Below are 20,385 nucleotides of genomic sequence, written 5' to 3'. Positions count from 1 at the left end.
GGCCGCGCCGGCGCCGCGCCCGCCCGCCCGCCCGACCCGCGTCGCGGCCGGGGGGGGCGCGCCCCCCCCCCCCCCCCGCGGCACCCCGACCTCCGCGCGCTCCCTCTGCCCCGGGCCCGCGTCCCGCGCTCCCGTGCCCCGCTCGCCCTTGCGCCCTCGGGCCCTCGCGCCCTTGCGCTCTCGCCTCTGCCTCTGCCTCTGCCTCTGCCTCTGGCCCCGGCTACCGGATGCCGGCTGCCTGTTCCCAGACCCACGCCGCGATGCCCACCCGGTTACGAGCATCGAGCTTGCGCTGGATGTTGGCGAGGTGGTTCTTCACCGTGCCCGGTGAAATGAACAGTCCTGCTCCGATCTCGGCATTCGTCGCACCGTCCGCCACCAGTTCCGCGATCTCCCTTTCCCTCGTGGTCAGTTCCTCGGCCGGGCCGACCGTCGTCAGTGCCGCCGCAGCGGCCGCGGCGCCCGGGCCCGGCTTCGGCTCCGCGCCCGGAAGCGCCATGTGCTTCAGGAGTCGGACGGTGATCTGTGGGCTGATCAACGCGTCCCCGGCCATCGCGGCCCGCACCGCCTCGATCAGCAGCACCGGCCCCGAGCGCTTCAGCAGGAACCCGGCCGCCCCGTACCGCAGTGCCGTGTGCACGTAGTCGTCCAGGTCGAAGGTGGTCACCACGATCACCTTGCACTCGTCGGCCAGCTGCCGGGTCACCTCCAGCCCGTCGAGCTTCGGCATCCGGATGTCCGCGAGCACCACGTCCGGTCGCAGCCTCCGTGCCTCCGCCACCGCTGCGGCGCCGTCCGCGGCCTCCGCCACCACCACCATGTCCGGCTGCACGTCCAGGATCATCCGGAACGCGCTCCGGACATCCGCCTGGTCGTCCGCGATCAGGATCCGGACCGGCCCTGCGCTACTGCCCATTCCCGTACCTCCCCGTTGCCGACCCGCGTCGGTCTCCACGATCACGCCGGCCCCGTGCCGGCTTCCTCCAGCGGCAGCACCGCCGTCACCCGCCAGCTCTCCGTCTCGTGCGGGCCCGCTTCCAGCGAGCCGCCGAGAGCCTCGACCCGGGCCACCAGCCCCGGCAGTCCGCTGCCGCCGCCGCGGCGCGGCCGCCCGGCCTGGCCCGGGTTCCGGCCGTCGTTGGTCACCGTCAGCTCCAGCCGTCCACCGGTACGGCGGGCCCGCACCTCGACCGCCCGCGCGGCCGGAGCATGTCGCCGGACATTGGTCAGGGACTCGACCACGATCCGGTGGACGGTGCCCTCCACCTCGCGCGGCACCGGCTCCTCCGGCAGCTCCAGCGTGACCTCGGCGCCGCCCGTCGCGGTGAACCGCGCGGCCACCTCGGCGAGTTCGAGGAGTCCGGGCTGCGGGGCCCGGCCGCCTCCCTCCTCGCTGCGCAGCAGCTGCACCGTCCGGTCCAGCGAGGCCAGGGCCCGCTGCCCGGCCTGCTCTATTCGCTGGAACATCTCGGCCGCCCGGGCCGGATCGATCCCGGCCAGGTACGCCCCGGCCTGGGCCTGGGCGACCATGCCGCTGACGTCGTGCGCCACGAAGTCGTGGAGGTCGTGGGCCAGTTCGAGCCGCTGGGCGCGCCTGGCCTCGACCACCGCGTTGGCGCGTCCCTCGTCCAGGCCCCGCAGGTAGAGCCCGATCAGGACGGCCGGCAGCGAGAGCATCGAGCCGAAGCCGAAGACCGTGAGCACGTCCCCCGGGCCTTCGAGGAACGCGAAACGGGTCAGCCAGAGAGCGACGGCGCCGCAGGCCGTCCAGGCCGCGACCGCGCAGCGCGGCCCGTCCTCGGTGCGCAGGCCGACGACCACCGCCAGGAGCAGGACGGCCAGTTCGACCAGGCCGGCCAGCCCGGCCCAGCGATCGCCCTCCGCCCACCGGCCGAGGAGCCAGACGGCGAACGTGACCACGAGCGACGCCGCTCCGAGTGCCATGGTCACGGCCGCGGCCCCGTACCGCCCCCGCGCCGCCCAGGCCGGCAGTGCCAGGACCAGGACGACCCCGGACAGGATCTGAGTCATCGTCACCACCTCTCCTCGGCTCTTCGACTGCCGTCACATTACGACGCCGCCGAGGCGGTGCGCCTGTGCCGATCGGCATATTTCGCAGGCCGGTTGAGCAGGGAGAACCTGCCGATCGGCAGCTGTTGCGGACCCCTGGCGGGCCTCCAGTCTTGAGTCGTCGCACCGGCCACGGGGGTCGGTGCCGAAGGGAGGCACCCTCGTGTCGAAGCTCGTGATCAACGCCCGCAGCACCGCCCACCGGGCTCCGGTCGCCGCCCCGGACGTCCCGCCCGCCCCGCGCTGGGCCCGGTTCGCCGCCAAGGCCGCCGTCCTCTCCACCGTCCCCTCGGGGTTGTGGCGGATCGCCTTCGGTTTCGGCGCCCCGGTCGGCTTCAGCGGTGCGACGGCCGCGGCGTTCGACGCGCACCAGCCGGGTTGGGGCACGGTCTACTGCGTGGTGCTGAGCCTCCTGGCCGAGGCGCTGGCCTTCCTGACCCTGGGCCTGGTCCGGCCCTGGGGGTTGGTGGTGCCCAGGTGGGTTCCGCTGCTGGGCGGCCGCCGGGTCCGGCCGCTCGCCGCCGTCGTGCCGACCCTGCTGGGTTCGGCGATACTCACCGATCTGGGGGCGACGGCGCTGTTCGGCGGGTGGGCGCGGAACCTGGCCGAGGCGGATTCGCCGCACGGCGTCGCCGCCGTCGTGATGACGCTCGCCTATCTGCCCCTGGTCGCGTGGGGCCCGTTGCTCGGCGCGGTCGCCATCGACTACGCCCGCCGGACGGTGCGGCACCGGTGACGCGGGCAGCGGGTCAGACCCGGGCCGGTTCCGGGCTCGGCGCCGCCGCGTCGGGCGCTCCCTCCCTCTCCCCCGCGGCCGGGCGCGGCACGAGGGCGGTGCGCCGGCCCCACTCGGTCGCCCCGTGCACCAGGACTCCGCCGAAGGGTGCGAGCGGGCCCATCCGGTTCCCGGCAGTGGTGATACCGAAGACGGCGGCCCAGAGCAATTGGGTGCCAAGCAGCAGGCTCCCCCAGGACGACGATGTGGCCCGCGCGGCCCACATCTGGACGAAGAAGGAGAACAACGTGCAGAACAAGGACAGATGCAGCAGCCAGGCCCACCGGGCCGACCCGTACGAGGCGGCGACGGTCCACGGCGCGGGGCCGACGGACAGCGCGGCCACTGCGAACACCCCGGTGGCGGTGGCGGGTTGCCCCCAGGTCACGGCCAGCGCGTCGGTGTTCCGGACGGCCCGGGAGCGGACCATCGCCGGCACGTACGCGGAGCCGACGGCGGCTGCGCCGAGCACCGGGACGCCACTGAGGGCGGGTGGGCGGAGTCCGCCGCCGGTGAGCAGGGGGAGCCGGGCCGCGGGTCAGGCTGCGAGCAGGCCGCGGTCCTCGGCGATCGCGGCGATGTCGGCCGGTGTGCCGGACATGATGGTGCGCACGTGTGCGGTGACGAGGTCGACGGGCCAGTCCCACCAGGCCGCGCGCAGGAGGAGCTCGATGTCGGCGTCGGGGAAGCGGCGGCGGATCGGGCGGGCGGGGTCGCCGCCGACGACGGTGTAGGGGTCGACGTCGGAGGTGACGAGGGCTCCGGCGGCGATGATCGCTCCGTCGCCGATGCGCACGCCAGGCAGGACGGTGGCACCGTAGCCGAACCAGACGTCGTTGCCGACATGGGTGTCACCCCGGCTGGGGAGGGCGGTGACGATGTCGAGGGTCTGCTCGGTCCAGCTGCCGCCGAACATCGTGAACGGGAAGGTGGAGACGCCGATGTCCGGGTGGGCGGCGCCGGCCATGAGGAAGCGGGTGCCGGTGGCGAGGGCGCAGTACTTGCCGATCACCAGGCGTTCGGTCCGTAGGAGTAGAGGACGTTGCGTTCCTCGAAGCGGGTGGCTTCGTCGGGGTCGTCGAAGTAGGTGTACTCGCCGACCTCGATCCTGGGGTCCTTGACGAGGGGGCGCAGCAGAACGACGCGGTCGTGGCCGGGGAGGGGGTGGAGGGCGGTCGGGTCGGGGGCGGTCACGGCGGGCATGTGAGCTCCTCTCGTAATGCGACTCCTGTCGCATTACGATGAGCATGGCACGGCCACACCGGCCCGGCAAGCATTAACGCGACTGGAGTCGACTTTGAGCGAGATTCCCGAGACCCCAACCCCGGCCTCGGACAGTGCGACCCTGCGCGCGCCGGCCGCCCGCCCCGGCGGCCGGAGCGCCCGGGTGCGGGCCGACGTGGTCGCGGCCCTGCTGGCCGAGGTCACCGAGAAGGGGTACGACGGCCTCACCGTCGAGGCGGTCGCAGCCCGCTCCGGCGTCCACAAGGCGACCCTCTACCGGCGCTGGAGCGGAGTGGACGGACTGGTCGCGGACGCCCTGACCGCCTCCGCCGACCAGCCCTGGCCCCTGCCGGACACCGGGGACCTCGGCGAGGACCTCCGCCGGATCACCCATGAGGTGTTCGCCGTCTTCACCGACCCCGAGCTCGGCCCGACCCCCACGGCGCTGATCGCGGCCGCCCAGCGCTCCGACACCGGGGCAGCCGCCCTCCGCGCCTTCTTCGCGGCCCGCCACGAACAGGCCGCCGAGGTGGCCGAACGAGCCGTCACCAGGGGCGAGTTGCCCGCCGGCACGGACGGTGCCGAGGTGGCCCGGGCGGCGACCGCCCCGCTCTACTACCGCCTGTTCGTCACCGGCGAGCCGCTCGACGCCCTCACCGCCGAGCGGGCCGCAGACGCCGCCGCCCTGGCGGCCCGCGCCGGCTTGTTCGCGGCCGCCCCCGCCCTCGCGAGCCGAACCGCAACGCCCCGCGCCACCGCAACCCGAACCGTGACGCCCCACACCACCGCGCCCCACAGCACCGCGCCCCACACCGCCGCGCCCCCGACCGTCGATCCGCCAGCGACCAACCATCAAACCCCGAATGAAAATTGACGCCGCACCAGCACCGTGTCGGCGCAGCAGCCGCCACCGAAACCGGAGCCACACCGCCCCCTACCGGAACCCCACCGGCCCGTGGATGATGCCTCCATGACAATCCTGCCGTCCACCACCCCCCGGAAGGCCCGTCACGTGAAGAGCAAGCAGTGGGCGCTGGTCGCCGCCGCCACCGTCCTCCCGCTCGTCGCGAGCACCGGCACCGCCGTGGCGGACACCCCCTCGCCGGCCCCGAGCGCCGCCTGCACCTACACCCCGGCCGTTCCGGCCGACAACTTCAAGGGCATCCCGGCCTTCGACCCCGAGGAGGCCGCCGAGCCCTACAGCGCGACCCTGCGGACCAACCAGGGCCGGATCACCTTCGAGGCGCTGACCGACAAGGCCCCCTGCACCACATTCTCGTTCCGGTTCCTGGCCGAGAACGACTACTTCGACGGCACCCATTGCCACCGTCTCACCACCCAGCGGATCTACGTCCTCCAGTGCGGCGACCCGACCGGAACGGGCAGCGGCGGCCCCGGCTACTCCTTCCCCGACGAGAACCTGACCGGCGCCACCTACCCGGCCGGCACCGTGGCCATGGCCAACGCCGGGCCGAACACCAACGGCAGCCAGTTCTTCTTCGTCTGGAAGGACACCAAGCTCTCCCCCGCCTACACCCCGTTCGGCCGGGTCACCGCGGGCCTGGACGTCCTGCAGAAGATCGCCGCGGGCGGCGAGGACGACCAGAACGGGCCCGGCGACGGCTACCCCACCCTGCCGGTGGACATCCGCCACGTGAAGATCAGCGACCGCTGACGGCCCGCAGCCCGGGTGGCGCTCCGCCGCTCCCGTACGGTGGCAGCACCAACGACACCGCACGGGAGCGACGGGAGCAGCGCCGCATGGACAGCAGGATCTGGGAGAGCGTCGACCACCTGGTCGCCTGGCTCGACGCGAACGGCACGCAGTCGCCCCAGGAGGAGCGCCTGCTGCGGATCCTCAAGGTCTCCGAGGAGGTCGGCGAGGTCGGGGCCGCGGTGATCGGCGCCACCGGCCAGAACCCGCGCAAGGGGGTCACCCACGGCTGGGAGGACGTCCAGCACGAGCTCTGCGACGTCGTGTTCGCCGCGCTCGTCGCCCTGCGGACGCTCACCCCGGACGCGGCCCGGGTGTTCGCCGACCGGCTCGCCTACGTCGAGCAGCGCTCGGCCGCCAGTCGCGCAACCCCTGAGGCAAGTTGATGCCACGTCATATTTTTCTGCCGCGTTTCCGTCAATTCCGTTGACGACCGGACCACCGGTCCCTAACCTGAGCCAACGGCCCGGCCCCATCGCCTCACCGGCGAGCGGTCGCGGCCCCGTCCGCCGAGAGTGCGCCTAACCTGCGCCGTCGGCGGAGGCGCCGGTTCCACACCGTTCGACCCATACCGCCCCGGGCGGCCCTTCCGGCGCTCACCGCGCCAAGCGCCGCCGCGCCCTGCCATCCCGCAGGCGAAAACGTACGCACGAGCCGACCCGGACCACCGCCCCGGCCGTCGTACGCCGGCCCCACGCGGACCACACCCGCGCCGAGCGTCACTGAAGGCCGCACCGCACCCTGTACGCCGCACCGCCGCACGCCGCACCGCCGCTGCACCCGCCGCCCGTCGACCTCGTACGGGCCGCGCTCGCGTCACGCACCACCGCACACCACGGCACCGCACCGTCGCAGCGCCGCGCCCCACATCTCCGACCGCCGCACACCGCCGCGCACCGCCAGACACCTCGACGCGCTCGCCGCCGACACGGGCCGCATCCGCGCCAAGCGCCGCCGCACCCGGCGGGCCCCCACCTCGCGCCAGCGCGTCCCACGTCCATCGCACTCCGTCCCGCACGGCACCGCCGCACACCATTACGGCACCACAGCACCGCGGCACCACAGCACCGTCGCGCACACCGAGCACGGCAGGAGCGAGCACACCCCGCATCGACACCCTCCATCGAGGGGTCAACGATTGCACCCAACTCGCTATTGCGAGTAACTTGCAATAGCGACAGTGCCACAAGGGCGAGGAGGGATGGCGGTGATCGGGTCTCAGCGACCTCCGGCGTTCAAGCCGACACGCGCCGACACCCACCCCCTTCACCCAGCAGCCCTCACCGCCCCCGCCCTCACGGCCACCGCCCCCGCAGCCGCCACCGCCACCGCCCCGGAGCCTCGCGACCTCTCGCCCACTCCCGCGCGCCACGGCGAACACTCCCCGTTCGCGAGCGGCGGCAGGGCAGGCCAGCGAGCAGAGGGCGGCACCCTCCCCGGCGCCACCCGCCACCGCGGCACCACCCGCCACCCCAGCACCGCCCCCTCCCGCGCCATCGCCGCCACCATCACCGCCATCGCCCCCAGCATCGCCATCGCCCCCGCCCCCGCCCCCGCCATCGCCCCCGCCATCGCCGCCACCCCAGCACCCTCCACCCGACTGCGTTTCAAAACTGTTGCGCCAGACCAACATTGGGTGAATCCCTCCCCTCCAGGGCAGGATCAAGCATGTACATGCTCAACATCTGACCGGCAGTCAATCCGGCCCACCGGATAGCCCGCCGACACCCCGCCGGCACTTGCCTCCACGGCAATCAGCATGGCGCAATCATCACGGCCATCAAGAAACCGCCAAGGCAATGCGGGGCCACCCGGATGGATCGGCCACCATTCAACGAATGTGGCGACGATCACACATGGGCTTTTGAGCCGGTGAAATCCTGACGGAAAGTCATCGAATCACGACTGCGCGTAAGAGGATTCCGCAGCGCGGAAGGCGCGTCGCGACCACCCCGGAGGGGCCCCTGACCATCCCCGGCGGCCGACGGCCATCCCCCATGACCATGGCAAACGGCTCCGGACGGTCACACTGCAGACACCCACCGCAGGGGCGTCCCGGGCGCGGCATCCGCGCAGCTCGCCGGGCTTGAGCTGCACACGGGCGATCCGCCAAGGCCGACCACGGAGCGTCTCCGGGGATTTACAACACGAGTCTTCCGGTTTTATAGTCACGGCCGACGGGGGACGTTTGACCGGCCCGGATAGCGGATGCAACCACCACGGATCCGACTATTCACTTGCCGGCCATCAACTGTCGAGGGGGAGGCGTAGTGTTGTGTCTTGAAGTGGGCGCGGGGGAGCGTCCGAACCTCTGTTGTACGCGATCCGTTTCAGCCTGAGCAGCAGCTGGACGCCGCGCGGTCACGGGAACTGCCTTAGCGACCGCGACTGTTCGAGCTAGTGTCATGCCCACGTAATTCTTTTTTTGGCATCCTGTTGGCGCGCTTTCGCATGCCCTCTTCGCCGGGTCCGTGCGTCGCGACAACAGGCGGTCGGCCGCGCCCGCATTTTATGACGTCGGCCTTATTTGGCATGCACCCTTGTCGGCTATGTGCTCGAAGAATGACGAATTCGAGGAATGATGGCGATATTCACGGGGTCCGAGGAATTGACTCTTTCGAACATGCTGCGCGCGGCCGCGCTCGTCCAGCCCGACCGGACCGCCGTTTCCTGCGGCACCGATCGACTGACCTTCCAGCAGCTCAGCGACCGTAGCGAGCACATCGCCGACCACCTGCGGCAACTCGGCGTACGGCCGGACGAGCCGGTCGGCATCTACATGGAACCGTCGGTCGATCTGATGGCCAGTGTGTGGGGCGTGCTGCACGCCGGCGCCGCATATCTGCCGTTGTCACCCGAGTATCCGGACGAACGCGTTCGGTACATGGTGGTGGACTCGCGCACGAAGGTCATCCTGGCCGACGCGGCGCTGACATCCAGACTGGCCGCGATGGCACCGCCGGAAACGAGGATCATCACCCTCGCCGAGGCGGCCGCCGGCGCTTTCGGCAGCCCGGACAAGACCGGCGCGAACAAGACCGGCACGGACGAGACCGGCACGGACACGGCCATCCCCGCCGCAGAAGCCCGCCGCCCCACCCGGGGCGACGACCTCGCGTACGTCATCTACACCTCCGGGAGCACGGGCAACCCGAAGGGCATCGGCGTCGAGCAGCACAGCATCGTCGCCCAGATGCGCTGGATGGCCGACGAGCAGGGCCTCGACCGGACCCGGACGGTGCTGCAGAAGACGCCGCTGAGCTTCGACGCGGCCCAGTGGGAGATCCTCGCGCCCGCCTGCGGCGCGAGCGTGGTGATGAGCGAGCGCGGGGTCTACGCGGACCCCAACGGCCTGCTCGACCTGATCACCGCCCACGAAGTGACGACCATTCAGGGTGTCCCGACGCTCATTCAGGCCCTGGTGGACAGTGGCCGGTTGCCGGACTGCACGTCCCTGACGCAGATCTTCAGCGGCGGCGAGGCACTCACCAAGAGCCTCGCGGTCGAGGTCTTCGACGCGCTGCCGGACTGCGACCTGATCAACCTGTACGGCCCGAGCGAGTGCACCATCAACTCCTCGGCGCTCACGGTCGACCGGGACGCGGTGCGCCAGGGTCCGGACCACATCTCGATCGGGCACCCGGTGCGGGGCCTCGACTTCCACATCCTCGACCACGACCGGAAGCCGGTGGCGCCCGGCGAGTCGGGCGAGCTGTACATCTCCGGCGTCCAGGTGGCCCGCGGCTACCTGAACCGCGACGACCTGACCGCCGAACGGTTCCTCCCGAACCCGTTCTCCGACGACCCCGCCCACGACCGCCTGTACCGCACCGGCGACCTCACCCGCTGGAACGACGACGGCACCGTGCAGTTCCTCGGCCGCACCGACAGCCAGGTCAAGCTGCGCGGCTTCCGGGTCGAGCTGGACGAGATCAAGGTGTCCATCGAGTCCCACGACTGGGTGAAGCGGGCCGCCGTCCTGGTCCGCAACGATCAGCGCACCGGCGCCAACCTCATCGCGTTCATCGAACTCGATCCCAACCAGGCCTCGCTGATGGACCAGGGCAACCACGGCGCCCACCACCAGTCGAAGAAGAGCAAGGTGCAGCTCAAGGCGCAGCTCGCCGGCCTCGGCGTGCGCGAGGAGCCCGGCCTGCCGGCCGTGGCGCTGGAGGGTCGCCAGGAGACGCCCGAGCAGCGACGCACCGCGTTCGCCCGCAAGACGTATCGCTTCTACGAGGGCGGCGAGGTCACCAGGGACGACGTCCTGGACCTGCTCGCCCGCCCGGTCGGCGCGACGGCGTCCGCGCCCCGCACGCCGGACACCCTCACGCCGGCCGAACTCGGCGCGCTGCTGCGCAACTTCGGCCGGTTCACCAGCGCCGAGCGGCTGCTGCCCAAGTACGGCTACGCCTCCCCGGGTTCGCTGTACGCCACCCAGCTCTACCTGGAGCTGTCGGGCGTCGCGGGCCTCGAACCGGGCTACTACTACTTCCACCCGGTCGACCACAGCCTCGTGCTCATCGCCCCGGCCCCCGCCGGGCAGCCGCGGCTGAAGGCCCACTTCGTCGGGAGCCGGTCGGCCATCGAGGCGGTCTACCTCAACAACGTCCAGGAGGTCCTGCAGTTCGAGGCCGGTCACATGGTCGGCCTGTTCGACCACGTGCTGCCCGGCTACGGCCTGCGGATCACCGCCCGGGCCGGCGAGCCCGCCGTCAAGGACCTCCTGGGCTGCCCCGGCGAGGACTACTACCTGGCCACCTACGAGGTGGAGAGCGCCGCGGCCCCGGCCGTCGCCGACCCGGTCGAGCTCTACGTGCAGGCCCACCCCGGCCGGATCGCCGACCTGCCCGCGGGCCAGTACCGCTACGCGGACGGCGAGCTGGTCAAGGTGTCCGACGAGCTGGTGCGCAAGCAGCACGTCATCGCGATCAACCAGGAGGTGTACCAGCGCGCCGCCTTCGGGGTCAGCATCCTCGGCCGCGCGGACGAGCCCTGGCAGCGCTACACGGACCTCGGCCGCGAGCTGCAGCGCCTGCAGATGAACGACGTCGGCCTCGGCCTCATGTCCTCCGGCTACAGCTCGGAGACCGGCAACCCGCTGTCGGCCGCCCGCCGCATCGCGGAGATCGTCGGGCTCGGCGCGGAGACCGCCTCCTACTTCGCCGTCGGCGGCCGCATCAGCGAGGAGCAGCGGCTCGGCGAGGGCATGAAGGAGGACTCGGTCCACATGCGCGGGCCGGCCGAGATCGTCAAGGACAACCTCGCCGACGCGATGCCGCCGTACATGGTGCCGAACCGGGTCACCGTGCTGAACGCCTTCCCGCTCACCCCGAACGGCAAGGTCGACCACCAGGCGCTGCGCGAGCTGGACAAGGCGGCGGTGGACGACACCGATACGCCGGTGGTGCTGCCGCGCACGCCCACCGAGGAGGCGATCGCGGCGCTGTGGCGGACGGTGCTGAAGCACGAGCGGGTCTCGATCCGCGACGACTTCTTCGGCTCCGGCGGGCACTCGCTGACCGCGGTCAACCTGATCAGCCGGATCAACAAGGAGCTCGGCGCGGGGCTGCCGCTGCAGGTGCTGTTCGAGGCGCCGACCATCGCCGAGCTGGCCCGGCGGGTGGACCGCGAGCCGTCGACGGCGTCGTCGCGCCTGGTGCGCCTGCGTGCCGGGGAGGAGGGCCGCCGGCCGGTGTTCTGCTGGCCCGGGCTCGGCGGCTACCCGATGAGCCTGCGCCTGCTGGCGAGCCGGCTCGGCCTGACGTCGCCGTTCCTCGGCGTGCAGGCCCACGGCATCAACGCCGGCGAGACCGCCTACCCGACGTTCGACGAGATGGTCGCCCGGGACATCGAGCTGATCCGCGAGGTCCAGCCGCAGGGCCCGTACACGCTGTGGGGCTACTCCTTCGGTGCCCGGGTCGCCTTCGAGGTGGCCTACCAGCTGGAGCGCGCCGGCGAGCAGGTCGACGAGGTGATCCTCCTGGCGCCTGGCAAGCCCCCGGTGGAGGCGCACCTGGAGGCGCCCGCCGACGCGGCGGCCAGCTTCACCGACCCGACGTTCGTCGCGATCCTCTACTCCGTCTTCTCCGGGAACCTGGAGCAGTCGGCGGTGGAGGAGTGCATCGCGGCGACGCGCGACGGGGCGAGCTTCGTCGACTTCGTCTGCGGCCGCTTCGAGCACCTGGAGCGCGACCTGGTGCGCCGGATCACCGACGTGGTGTGGCGGACCTTCCTGTTCGAGTACGCCCCCGAGGAGCTGGCCGAGCGCACCGTCTCGGCGCCGGTCACGGTGTTCCGGGCGGACGCGGACCAGCCCTCGTTCATCGACTCGGGCTACGCGCTGACCGCGCAGGCCCCCACGATCACCCAGCTGAAGGCCGACCACTACGGCCTGATCCGCTCCGGCGGAATCGACGAACTCACCTCCGCGATCAAGTCCGCACGGCTCATGAGGAAGGTCACCGGCGTGCCCCACGTCAACATCAAGCACTTCCCGAACGATCTCGACCCGCAGCAGATCTCCGACCTGGTCGAGGCGATCACCAGCGCCGTGAAGACCGCGTTCTCGGTCGACGAGGGCGCCGTGTCGATCGCCCTGGAGCCGGTCGAGCAGGAGGCCTGGAACGAGCGGGTCTACCTGCCGGAGATCGTCGAGGGCACCGGAACGCTGGTCAAGGTCCCGAACTACTGAGCCCGTCGACCACACCGGACGCCGGGCCCGGCCACCACACCGGTCACACCGGACACCGGGCCCGGCCATCACACCGGACACCACCTCGGACACCGAGCCCGTCCACCACACCGGGCGCCACACCGGGCACCACACCGGACACCGGGCCGGGCCACCACATCCGACGGAGCAGCGGGGAGCAGGCCATGACAGACGGAGGACGGCATGCGTAGGACGATCGCCAGGGCGAAGGAGGACCTCGCCGTGATCGTCGAGCGGGACCCTTCGATCCGCACCCGGAAGGAGGCGCTCCTGCACCCGGCCCTGCCGGCGCTGTGGGCCCATCGGGCGGCGCACGTCCTCCACACCGGGGGGCACCGGCAGACGGCGCGCGTGCTGGCGTACGTGGCGCGCGCCGTGACCGGCGGCATCGAGATCCACCCGGGGGCCCGGCTGGGCCGGCGGGTGTTCATCGACCACGGTGCGGCGGTCGTGATCGGTGAGACCGCCGTGATCGGCGACGACGTGACGATCTTCCACCAGGTGACGCTCGGCGCGGTCGGGTTCTGGCGGGACTCCTGGCGCAAGCCCGGTGCCCGCCGCCACCCGGTGGTCGGCGACCGGGTGGTGATCGGCACGAACGCGATCGTGCTCGGCCCGGTCACGGTCGGGGACGACGCGCTGATCGGTGCCGGCGCCCTCGTGCTGGCCGACGTGCCGGCCGGTGCGCGGGTGATGGCCCCGGCGGCGAAGGTCTCGCAGCGGCCGCCCACCGAGGAGACCTCCCAGCTGCTGCGCACCCTGGCGACGTCCGGGTACTGGTAGCCCGCCCGAGCGCCCGGCCCGCTCCCCATCGGCCGCCCGGCCCTCCCCCTCCCCCCATTCATCGCAAGTCAGCCCGACCGCAAGTCAGCCCGACCGCCGGTCCCCGGACCGCAGGTCGGCATGCCAACGGAGGCATACGTGATCCATGTAGGTGTCCTGGAGAGCAACCTCTCCGGTTCCGGCTTCGAGGGTCTGCAGATCCTCAAGGAACTCGACTGCCGCGTGACCTTCTTCACCCGCGACCTGGACCGGTACCTCGAAGTGCCGGGCGGCCCGGCCTACTTCGACAAGTACGTCGACGAGATCGTGCACTGCGAGACGAACGTCCTCGACGAGCTGATGCCCCACGTGCGCGCGGCCTCGGCGCAGTACCCGTTCAACGCGTTCCTGACGCTGGCCGAGTACGACGTGGTCGTGGCCGCCGAGGTGGCGATCCTGCTCGGGCTGCCGACGGTGAGCGTGGACGGGGTCGCGACGGCCCGCAACAAGGCGCTGATGCGCCGCCGCTGTGCCGAACTCGGCGTGGCGATGCCCGCGTTCCGCACCGTGCGGACCCCGGAGGAGGCCGCCGCGGCCGCCGCCGAGATCGGCCTGCCGTGCGTGGTGAAGCCGGCCGACGAGACCAGCAGCGCCGACGTGAGGCTGGTGGAGACGGCGGAGCAGGCGGCCGAGCACGTGGCGCTGATCCGGTCGCGGGTCGAGAACACCCGCGGTCAGAGCCGCTACCACGAGCTGATGGTCGAGGAGTTCATCACCGGCCCCGAGGTCAGCGTCGAGGTGCTGGCCGAGGGCGACCGCTTCGTGGTGCTCGGCGTGACCGACAAGTCGGTGACCGGCCAGGGCTACTTCGTCGAGCTGGGCCACAGCTTCCCGTCGAGCCTGCCGGAGGCGACGGTCGCCGCGATCGGCGACCTCGCGGTGGAGTCCCTGCGCGCGGTCGGCTTCGACCTCGGCATGGCGCACGTCGAGATCAAGGTGACCCCGTCCGGGCCGAAGCTCGTGGAGATCAACCCGCGGCCCGCCGGCGGGAAGATCACCTACCTGGTCGACCGCGCCCTCGGCATCCGTTCGCTGGAGCTGGTGTCGCGCCAGTACCTGGGCGAGCCGCTGCCGGCCGAGGTCGTGCCGGCGAAGCCGGTCGGCGGCGCCGCGATCCGCTACCTGACCGCCCCGGCCGGCCGGGTCGTGTCCGTCGGCGGCCAGGACCGCGCCGCCGCGCAGCCCGGCGTGGAGGAGGTCGTCGTCAAGCCGAAGCCCGGCGACGTCCTGCACGAGGTGCGCCGCAACGGCGACCGCGCCGGTCACGTCCTGGTGATCGCCGAGAGCGCGCAGCTCGCGGCGCGCACCGCCGAGGCCGCCGCCCGCGAGATCATCATCCGCACCGAGCCGGTCGCGGCGCGCCCGGTCGCGCGGTCGCTGGTCGACCTGATCGGCGGCACGCCGCTGCTGGAGCTGCCGCTGGACCGGATCGTGGACGGCGCCCCGGCCGGGGCGGCGGTGCTCGCGAAGCTGGAGCTGTTCAACCCGTGGTCCAGCAGCAAGGACCGCGCCGCGCTGTCGATGCTCAAGGCCGCCGAGGAGCGCGGGGAGCTGACCCCGGGCGACGGCACCGTGATCGAGGCGACGTCGGGCAACACCGGCATCTCGCTGGCGGCGCTGGCGGCGGCCCGCGGCTACCGCTGCGTCATCGTGCTGCCGGACAACGCCACCCAGGAGCGGGTGACGATGCTGCGGTCGCTGGGCGCCGAGGTGGTGCGCACCCCGCACACCGGCGGCTACCAGGCGGCGGTGGACAAGGCCCAGGAGCTGCACGAGCAGACGCCGGGCTCGTGGTTCTGCTGCCAGCACGACAACGCGGACAACGTCCGGGCGCACTACGAGTCGACCGGTCCGGAGATCTGGGCCGACACCGAGGGCCGGGTCGACGTGTTCGTGTGCGGCGTAGGCACCGGCGGCACGCTGAGCGGGACCGGCAAGTACCTGCGGGAGAAGAACCCCGCGGTGCGGATCGTGGCGGTGGAGCCGGCGGGTTCGCCGCTGCTGTCGGGCGGCGAGCCGGGCACGCACTGCATCCCCGGCTTCAACGGCGGGTTCATCGCGCCGACGACGGACCGCGAGCTCATCGACGAGGTGATCCCGGTCGCGGACGCGGACGCGCTGCGCACCACCCGTGAACTCGCCCTGCGGGCCGGTCTCATGGTCGGTGTCTCGGCCGGTGCGGTCGTGCACGCGAGCAGCGTCGTCGCGAGCCGTCCGGAGTTCCGGGGCAAGCGGATCGTCACCCTGCTGCCCGACACAGGCGAGCGCTACCTGAGCCTGCTCAACCGCGAGGCCGCGTCGACGCCCGCCGCGCCCGCCGCCACCGCTGCCACCGCTGCCACCGCTGCCACCGCTGCCACCGCTGCCACCGCTGCCGGGGACGGTGCCCGTTGAGCAGCGGGACCGACGGCAGGCCGCGCCTGCTGATGGTGATGCCGTACCGCCAGTTCGTCCAGAAGGCGCAGGCCGAGGGCTACTGGGTCGGTGCGATCTGGGACGCCCGCCTGGAGTCCCCCGGGTACCTGGACGACGTGCGCGGGCTCGCGGACTTCTTCGTCCTCGCCGACTTCGAGGACCACGAGCAACTCGGCCGCACCATCCGCGAGGTGGCGAAGGAGCAGGGCGCCTCGGTGGTGTACCACATCGGCCGCGAGGAGACGATGGTCACCGCGTACGAGGTGGCCGAGGAGCTGGGGGCGGAGCTCAACCCGGCGTCGGCGGTGCGCTACCTGGCCGACAAGCACGCGATGCGCGACCTGCTGGCCGGGCGCGGCCTCTCCCCCGTGGCCTTCGAGGCCGCGCCGACCCGCCGGGAGGTGCCGGGCGCGGTCGAGCGGATCGGCCACCCGGTGGTGGTCAAGCCCTCCGCGCTCGCCGGCAGCCGCGGCGTGTTCCTGTGGCAGGGCCCGGAGGACCTGGCGGCGTGGACCGCGCTGGTCGACGAGTACGGCTACGACGGCCCGTTCCTGGTCGAGGAGTACCTGCGCGGCCCCGAGTTCAGCGTCGAGACGCTGAGCGAGGACGGCCGCCACCAGGTGGTCGGCATCACCGAGAAGCTGCTCGGCCCGCCGCCGCTGTTCGTGGAGGCCGGGCACGTCCACCCGGCGCCGCTGTCCGACGGCGACCGCGCGGCGATCGAGCGGCTGACCACGGACTTCCTCACGGCCTGCGGCTACCGGTTCGGCCCGGCGCACACCGAGGTGATCCTGACCGCGCGCGGCCCGCGCATCGTGGAGTCGCAGGCCCGCCTGGGCGGCGACCGCATCCCGCGGCTCGTCCAGCTGGCCACCGGCCTGGACGTCGAGCGGGCGGTCTTCGCGAGCATGGCGGGCACGCCGACCGAGGTGCCCGCCCCGACGGCGACGGCCCTGGTCCACTTCTTCACCTTCCCGTCCGGCCGGGTCGACGAGGTCCGCGGCGTGGAGGAGGCGAAGCGGCTCGGTTTCGTCGACGAGCTGAACGTCCGCCTGCGGCCCGGGGACACCGCCCCCGAGGTCCGCGACTCCAAGAGCCGGCACGGGCACGTGGTGGTGTCCGGCGCCTCCCCCGAGGAGGCGCGGGCCCGGCTCGCCGAGGTGCTCGCCACCGTCGAGGTCGTCGTGGACGGCGTGCCGTCGCGCGCGGCCGGCCACACCGGCGCGGTCGGGGCCCCCGCGTGAGCCGCGGCCCCGGCGCGGATCGCCGCGCAGTGCCCGGTCGGTGCTCCGCCCCGGCGGCCGAGCCGCCGACCATCCCGGCAACCCACCCAGCAACCGCTCCAGCAACCAGGAGGTTGGCATGACCGCCCCCGACCCGAACGCACAGGTGGTGTTCGTCGGCTACAACGCGGCGTACCTGCGCGCCATCGACGGGAAGGTCCCGAGCGGGTCCGTCGTGGTGATCGAGGAACCCGACATCATCCGCAAGCGGGAGCTGCAGGACGCGGCCTCGCGCTTCGACTGCCTGGACCGCATCGTCGCGGCCGGCTACCAGCAGTCGACCGAGGCCCTGGACCTGGCGGTCGAGCTGGCCGCCGAGCGTCCGGTCGCCGCCGTCGTGCCCGGCCTGGAGTACGCCGTCCCGGCGACGGCCGCCCTGGCCGAGAAGCTCGGGCTGCCCGGCGCCACCGAGGAGGCCGCGCAGGCGCTGCGCGACAAGGCCCGGCTGCGCGAGGTGTCCGGCGCCGGCGGCGTGCGCAACCCGCGCTGGCGGGAGGTGTTCGGGCCCGAGGACATCCTCGAGTTCGCCGGGGACGGCCCGGTGGTCGTCAAGCCGGCGAACCGGCAGGCGAGCGTCGGCGTGCAGCTGCTGGACTCGGTGGACGCCGCCAGTGCGGCGGTGGCCTGGGAGCGGACCTCGTCCGCCTCGGAGTACGAGCAGGTGCCCGACCGCGAGCTGCGCTGGCGCTTCCTCGCCGAAGAGCGCCTGGAGGGGCCGGAGTTCAGCATCGAGGCGCTGGTGCGCGACGGCGAGGTCATCTTCGAGAACGTCACCGCCAAGTCGGTGATCGAGGGGCCGCACCCGGTCGAGCTCGGCCACCTGCTGCCCGCCCCGCTCGACGACGACACGCAGGCCGCGTTCGCCACGGCGATCCGTCAGCTCGTCGCGTCCACGGGCTTCCGGACCGGGATCCTGCACGCCGAGTGGATCCTCACCGAGGACGGCCCGACGCTGGTCGAGTGCGCGGGCCGCTGCCCGGGCGACTACCTGATCGACCTGGTCGACCTGGCCTACGACACGAAGATCCGGCTGACCCTGATCGACCTGCTCGCCGGCCGGCCGGTCAGCCTGCCCGACACGTCCCGGCGGACGTCGGCGATCAGGTTCCTGGCGGCCGAGCCGGGCACCGTCACGGAGATCTCGGGTCTGGAGACGGCCAGGGCGCTGCCCGGCGTGCACGACGCCGAGGTGGACGTCGTGGTCGGCCAGGAGGTCCGCCCGTGGGCGTCGTCCTGGGACCGCGCTGGGCACGTCATCGTGACCGGGCCGGACGCGGACGGCACGCTCCGGCGCGTGCTGGACGCGGACGCCGCCATTCGCATCGCAACCGACTGAGGAACGACATGTCTGTTCTGTGGCAGCGCATCCGCGGCCTGCGCGGGTCCATGCCGGGCGGCTCGGTCGGCTGGCGCCTCGCCGTCATGGCGACGATCAACGCGGTCGGCACGGGCGCCTTCCTGTCCGTGTCGGTGCCCTTCATCACCAGGTCGGTGGGCCTGTCCGAGGGCGACCTCGGCCTCGGCCTGACCCTGTCCGCGACCATCGCCCTCGGCACGGCGATCCCGATCGGCATCCTCGCCGACCGGATCGGCCCCAAGAAGGTGCTGGTCGGGGTCAGCCTGTGGCGCAGCGCCTGCTTCGTGGTGTACCCGTTCGTGCAGAACCTCTGGGAATTCCTGGCCGTGGTCTGCGTCCTGGGGCTGGTGGACAAGGCCGCCGCGCCGATGGAGCAGGCCCTGGTGGGGCAGGTGGTGTCGAGCGACGAGCGGATCAAGATGATCGCGATCCTGCGGTCGATCCGCAACGTCGGCTTCACCGTCGGCGCCCTCGCGGGTGGGATCGGACTGTTGATCGATACCCGGGCGGGGTATACTGGGATCCTGCTGCTGAACGCCACGACGCTCGCGGTGCTCGCCCTGCTGGCCTCCCGGCTCCCGGTGCTGAACGCGCCGGCGTCGAGCCTGCGGCGGCGGTTCTCGATGAGCGTGCTGCGGGACGGGTCGTTCCTGTCGTTCACCGGGATCAACGCGGTGCTGACGATGCACATGACCCTGCTGAGCATCGGCATCCCGATGTGGATCACCGGCCACACCGGCGTGTCGTCCGCGCTGATCTCCCCGCTGGTGGCGGTCAACACCGTCCTCGCGGTCGCCCTCCAGGTGCGGGCCAGCCGCGGGACCGACACCATCGGCGGCGCGGCCAAGGCCCTGGTCCGTGCCGGGTTCTCACTCGCCATCTGCTGCCTGCTGCTGACCGCGGCGCCCGAGCTCCCGGCCATCCTGGCGATCGGCGTGCTGCTCCTGGCCATGGTCGCCCTGACCGGCGGCGAGCTGTGGCAGTCCGCCGGCGGCTGGGGCGCCTCCTACCTGCTGGCGGTGCCCGGCCAGGAGGGCGTCTACCTCTCGGTCTTCTGGCTCGGCCTGGCCGTCCAGCAGATCGCCGCACCGGTCCTGGTCAGCCTGGTCGTCACGACCGGGGCCGTCGGGTGGGTCGTGCTCGCCGCCCTGTTCGCCGCCTGCGGCCTCGCCGCGCCGGCGATCGGCCGGTGGGCGCAGGCCCAGGCGGACGCCCGGGCCCCGAAGGAAGAAGAGGCCGCCCTGGCCGAGGCCGGCTAGCCCCGCGGCGACCGACCACCGCGGCCACCGACCGACTACCGCGGCCACCGACCACCGCGGCACCTGCCCACCGCGGCACCTGACCACCGAAGCAACCGACCACCGAAAGACCCGGCCCTTCCAACGGGCCGGCCCTTGTGAAACACACTGAGGAGAGACATGTCCATCCCCCTGTATGTTCCGGCCGGTGGCGGCGAGTTCGCGAGCATCCGCGACGGCCGCAAGAAGACCTACTTCAAGCTGACCACCGAGCAGTCCAACGGGGAGTTCGGCTTCTTCGAGCACCACATGGCCCCGGAGGCCAACGGCGCCGCGCCGCACATCCACGACCAGTCCACCGAGATGTTCTACGTCGTCAAGGGTGAGATCGAGTTTACCATCGGCGACGAGAAGGTCGTCGGCGAGCCCGGTGCCTTCGCCTACGTCCCCAAGGGTGCGCCGCACGGCTTCACCAACCGGGGCAAGGAGGACGCCACCCTGCTGATCATGTTCTACCCGATCTTCAGCCGGGAGGACTACTTCCGCGGCCTGGAGCGCCTCACGGCCAACGGCCGCAACCCCAGCCTTGAGGAGCTGCAGGAGCACATGGCGAAGTACGACCAGCGGATGGTCTGATCCCCGGCAGCCGGCCGGATGACGGAGCCGGGGGGGGGCCCCGCCCGGCCCGGGGGGGCCGCGGCCGGGGGGGGCCCCCGCGGCCCCCGCGCCCCCGCGCCGCCCCCCGCCCCCCCGCGCCCGCGGCGCGGGGGGC

Annotated in this window: 14 protein-coding genes and 2 pseudogenes; 12 read left to right on the top strand and 4 right to left on the bottom strand. The window is 72.5% G+C overall.

Annotated elements, in window-relative coordinates:
* Positions 1-220 precede the first annotated feature (220 nt).
* Positions 221-916 carry a response regulator gene (locus tag ACFV4G_RS14350; protein WP_380440021.1) on the bottom strand — a complete coding sequence of 232 codons (696 nt, stop codon included), beginning with the start codon at positions 914-916 and terminating at the stop codon, positions 221-223.
* 41 nt (positions 917-957) lie between these two features.
* Positions 958-2,031 carry a sensor histidine kinase gene (locus ACFV4G_RS14345; protein ID WP_380440062.1) on the bottom strand — a complete coding sequence of 358 codons (1,074 nt, stop codon included), beginning with the start codon at positions 2,029-2,031 and terminating at the stop codon, positions 958-960.
* Between the two features lie 202 nt (positions 2,032-2,233).
* On the opposite strand from ACFV4G_RS14345, the gene ACFV4G_RS14340 reads away from it, so the two are divergent.
* Positions 2,234-2,806: a hypothetical protein gene (locus ACFV4G_RS14340; protein WP_380440019.1), complete on the top strand. Its 573-nt coding sequence runs from the start codon at positions 2,234-2,236 to the stop codon at positions 2,804-2,806.
* 13 nt (positions 2,807-2,819) lie between these two features.
* Here the strand turns inward: ACFV4G_RS14340 and ACFV4G_RS14335 are convergent, their stop codons facing one another.
* Both ACFV4G_RS14335 and ACFV4G_RS14330 read right to left on the bottom strand, forming a co-directional pair.
* A complete protein-coding gene (locus ACFV4G_RS14335; RefSeq protein ID WP_380440017.1) occupies positions 2,820-3,317 on the bottom strand; it encodes a hypothetical protein in 498 nt (165 codons plus the stop codon).
* A 66-nt stretch (positions 3,318-3,383) separates the two neighbouring features.
* Positions 3,384-4,048 (bottom strand): annotated as a pseudogene (locus ACFV4G_RS14330) (CatB-related O-acetyltransferase).
* A 94-nt stretch (positions 4,049-4,142) separates the two neighbouring features.
* Here ACFV4G_RS14330 and ACFV4G_RS14325 point away from each other — a divergent pair.
* The 11 genes and pseudogenes from ACFV4G_RS14325 to ACFV4G_RS14275 all read left to right on the top strand — a co-directional run bounded on the left by ACFV4G_RS14325 (position 4,143) and on the right by ACFV4G_RS14275 (position 20,249).
* Positions 4,143-4,943, top strand: a complete 801-nt coding sequence (locus ACFV4G_RS14325; RefSeq protein ID WP_380440015.1) for a TetR/AcrR family transcriptional regulator — start codon at positions 4,143-4,145, stop codon at positions 4,941-4,943.
* 96 nt (positions 4,944-5,039) lie between these two features.
* Complete coding sequence (locus tag ACFV4G_RS14320) at positions 5,040-5,744, top strand: peptidylprolyl isomerase (protein WP_380440013.1); 705 nt, start codon at positions 5,040-5,042, stop codon at positions 5,742-5,744.
* 86 nt (positions 5,745-5,830) lie between these two features.
* Positions 5,831-6,169, top strand: a complete 339-nt coding sequence (locus ACFV4G_RS14315) for a MazG-like family protein (RefSeq protein WP_380440011.1) — start codon at positions 5,831-5,833, stop codon at positions 6,167-6,169.
* Between the two features lie 2,222 nt (positions 6,170-8,391).
* Positions 8,392-12,477, top strand: coding sequence for an amino acid adenylation domain-containing protein (locus ACFV4G_RS14310; protein WP_380440009.1), 4,086 nt, complete (start codon positions 8,392-8,394; stop codon positions 12,475-12,477).
* 204 nt (positions 12,478-12,681) lie between these two features.
* Entirely contained in the window at positions 12,682-13,281 is a 600-nt protein-coding gene (gene epsC, locus ACFV4G_RS14305) for a serine O-acetyltransferase EpsC (RefSeq protein ID WP_380440007.1), read from the top strand.
* A gap of 120 nt (positions 13,282-13,401) precedes the next feature.
* Positions 13,402-14,655 (top strand): annotated as a pseudogene (locus ACFV4G_RS14300) (ATP-grasp domain-containing protein); the annotation flags it as partial.
* Positions 14,653-15,714: a PLP-dependent cysteine synthase family protein gene (locus tag ACFV4G_RS14295; RefSeq protein ID WP_380440060.1), complete on the top strand. Its 1,062-nt coding sequence runs from the start codon at positions 14,653-14,655 to the stop codon at positions 15,712-15,714. The pseudogene ACFV4G_RS14300 and the gene ACFV4G_RS14295, both read left to right, overlap by 3 nt.
* Positions 15,711-16,979 carry an ATP-grasp domain-containing protein gene (locus ACFV4G_RS14290; protein WP_380440005.1) on the top strand — a complete coding sequence of 423 codons (1,269 nt, stop codon included), beginning with the start codon at positions 15,711-15,713 and terminating at the stop codon, positions 16,977-16,979. The genes ACFV4G_RS14295 and ACFV4G_RS14290 overlap by 4 nt, the downstream gene beginning before the upstream one ends.
* A 118-nt stretch (positions 16,980-17,097) precedes the next feature.
* Positions 17,098-18,354 carry an ATP-grasp domain-containing protein gene (locus tag ACFV4G_RS14285; RefSeq protein WP_380440003.1) on the top strand — a complete coding sequence of 419 codons (1,257 nt, stop codon included), beginning with the start codon at positions 17,098-17,100 and terminating at the stop codon, positions 18,352-18,354.
* A gap of 8 nt (positions 18,355-18,362) precedes the next feature.
* Positions 18,363-19,634, top strand: a complete 1,272-nt coding sequence (locus ACFV4G_RS14280) for an MFS transporter (RefSeq protein WP_380440001.1) — start codon at positions 18,363-18,365, stop codon at positions 19,632-19,634.
* 159 nt (positions 19,635-19,793) lie between these two features.
* Positions 19,794-20,249, top strand: coding sequence for a cupin domain-containing protein (locus ACFV4G_RS14275; protein ID WP_380439999.1), 456 nt, complete (start codon positions 19,794-19,796; stop codon positions 20,247-20,249).
* Positions 20,250-20,385 lie beyond the last annotated feature (136 nt).

Source organism: Kitasatospora sp. NPDC059747 (genome assembly GCF_042732955.1).
Lineage (GTDB): Bacteria > Actinomycetota > Actinomycetes > Streptomycetales > Streptomycetaceae > Kitasatospora.
The sequence above is the reverse complement of the archived record's forward strand: the minus strand, read 5'-3'. Positions and strand labels throughout refer to the sequence as shown.

Excerpts from the sequence above, each read along its gene's own strand:
- ACFV4G_RS14350 (WP_380440021.1), bottom strand. The coding sequence starts at position 916 with ATGGGCAGTAGCGCAGGGCCGGTCCGGATCCTGATCGCGGACGACCAG.
- ACFV4G_RS14345 (WP_380440062.1), bottom strand. The coding sequence starts at position 2,031 with ATGACTCAGATCCTGTCCGGGGTCGTCCTGGTCCTGGCACTGCCGGCC.
- ACFV4G_RS14320 (WP_380440013.1), top strand. The coding sequence starts at position 5,040 with ATGACAATCCTGCCGTCCACCACCCCCCGGAAGGCCCGTCACGTGAAG.
- ACFV4G_RS14315 (WP_380440011.1), top strand. The coding sequence starts at position 5,831 with ATGGACAGCAGGATCTGGGAGAGCGTCGACCACCTGGTCGCCTGGCTC.
- epsC (WP_380440007.1), top strand. The coding sequence starts at position 12,682 with ATGCGTAGGACGATCGCCAGGGCGAAGGAGGACCTCGCCGTGATCGTC.
- ACFV4G_RS14285 (WP_380440003.1), top strand. The coding sequence starts at position 17,098 with ATGACCGCCCCCGACCCGAACGCACAGGTGGTGTTCGTCGGCTACAAC.
- ACFV4G_RS14280 (WP_380440001.1), top strand. The coding sequence starts at position 18,363 with ATGTCTGTTCTGTGGCAGCGCATCCGCGGCCTGCGCGGGTCCATGCCG.
- ACFV4G_RS14275 (WP_380439999.1), top strand. The coding sequence starts at position 19,794 with ATGTCCATCCCCCTGTATGTTCCGGCCGGTGGCGGCGAGTTCGCGAGC.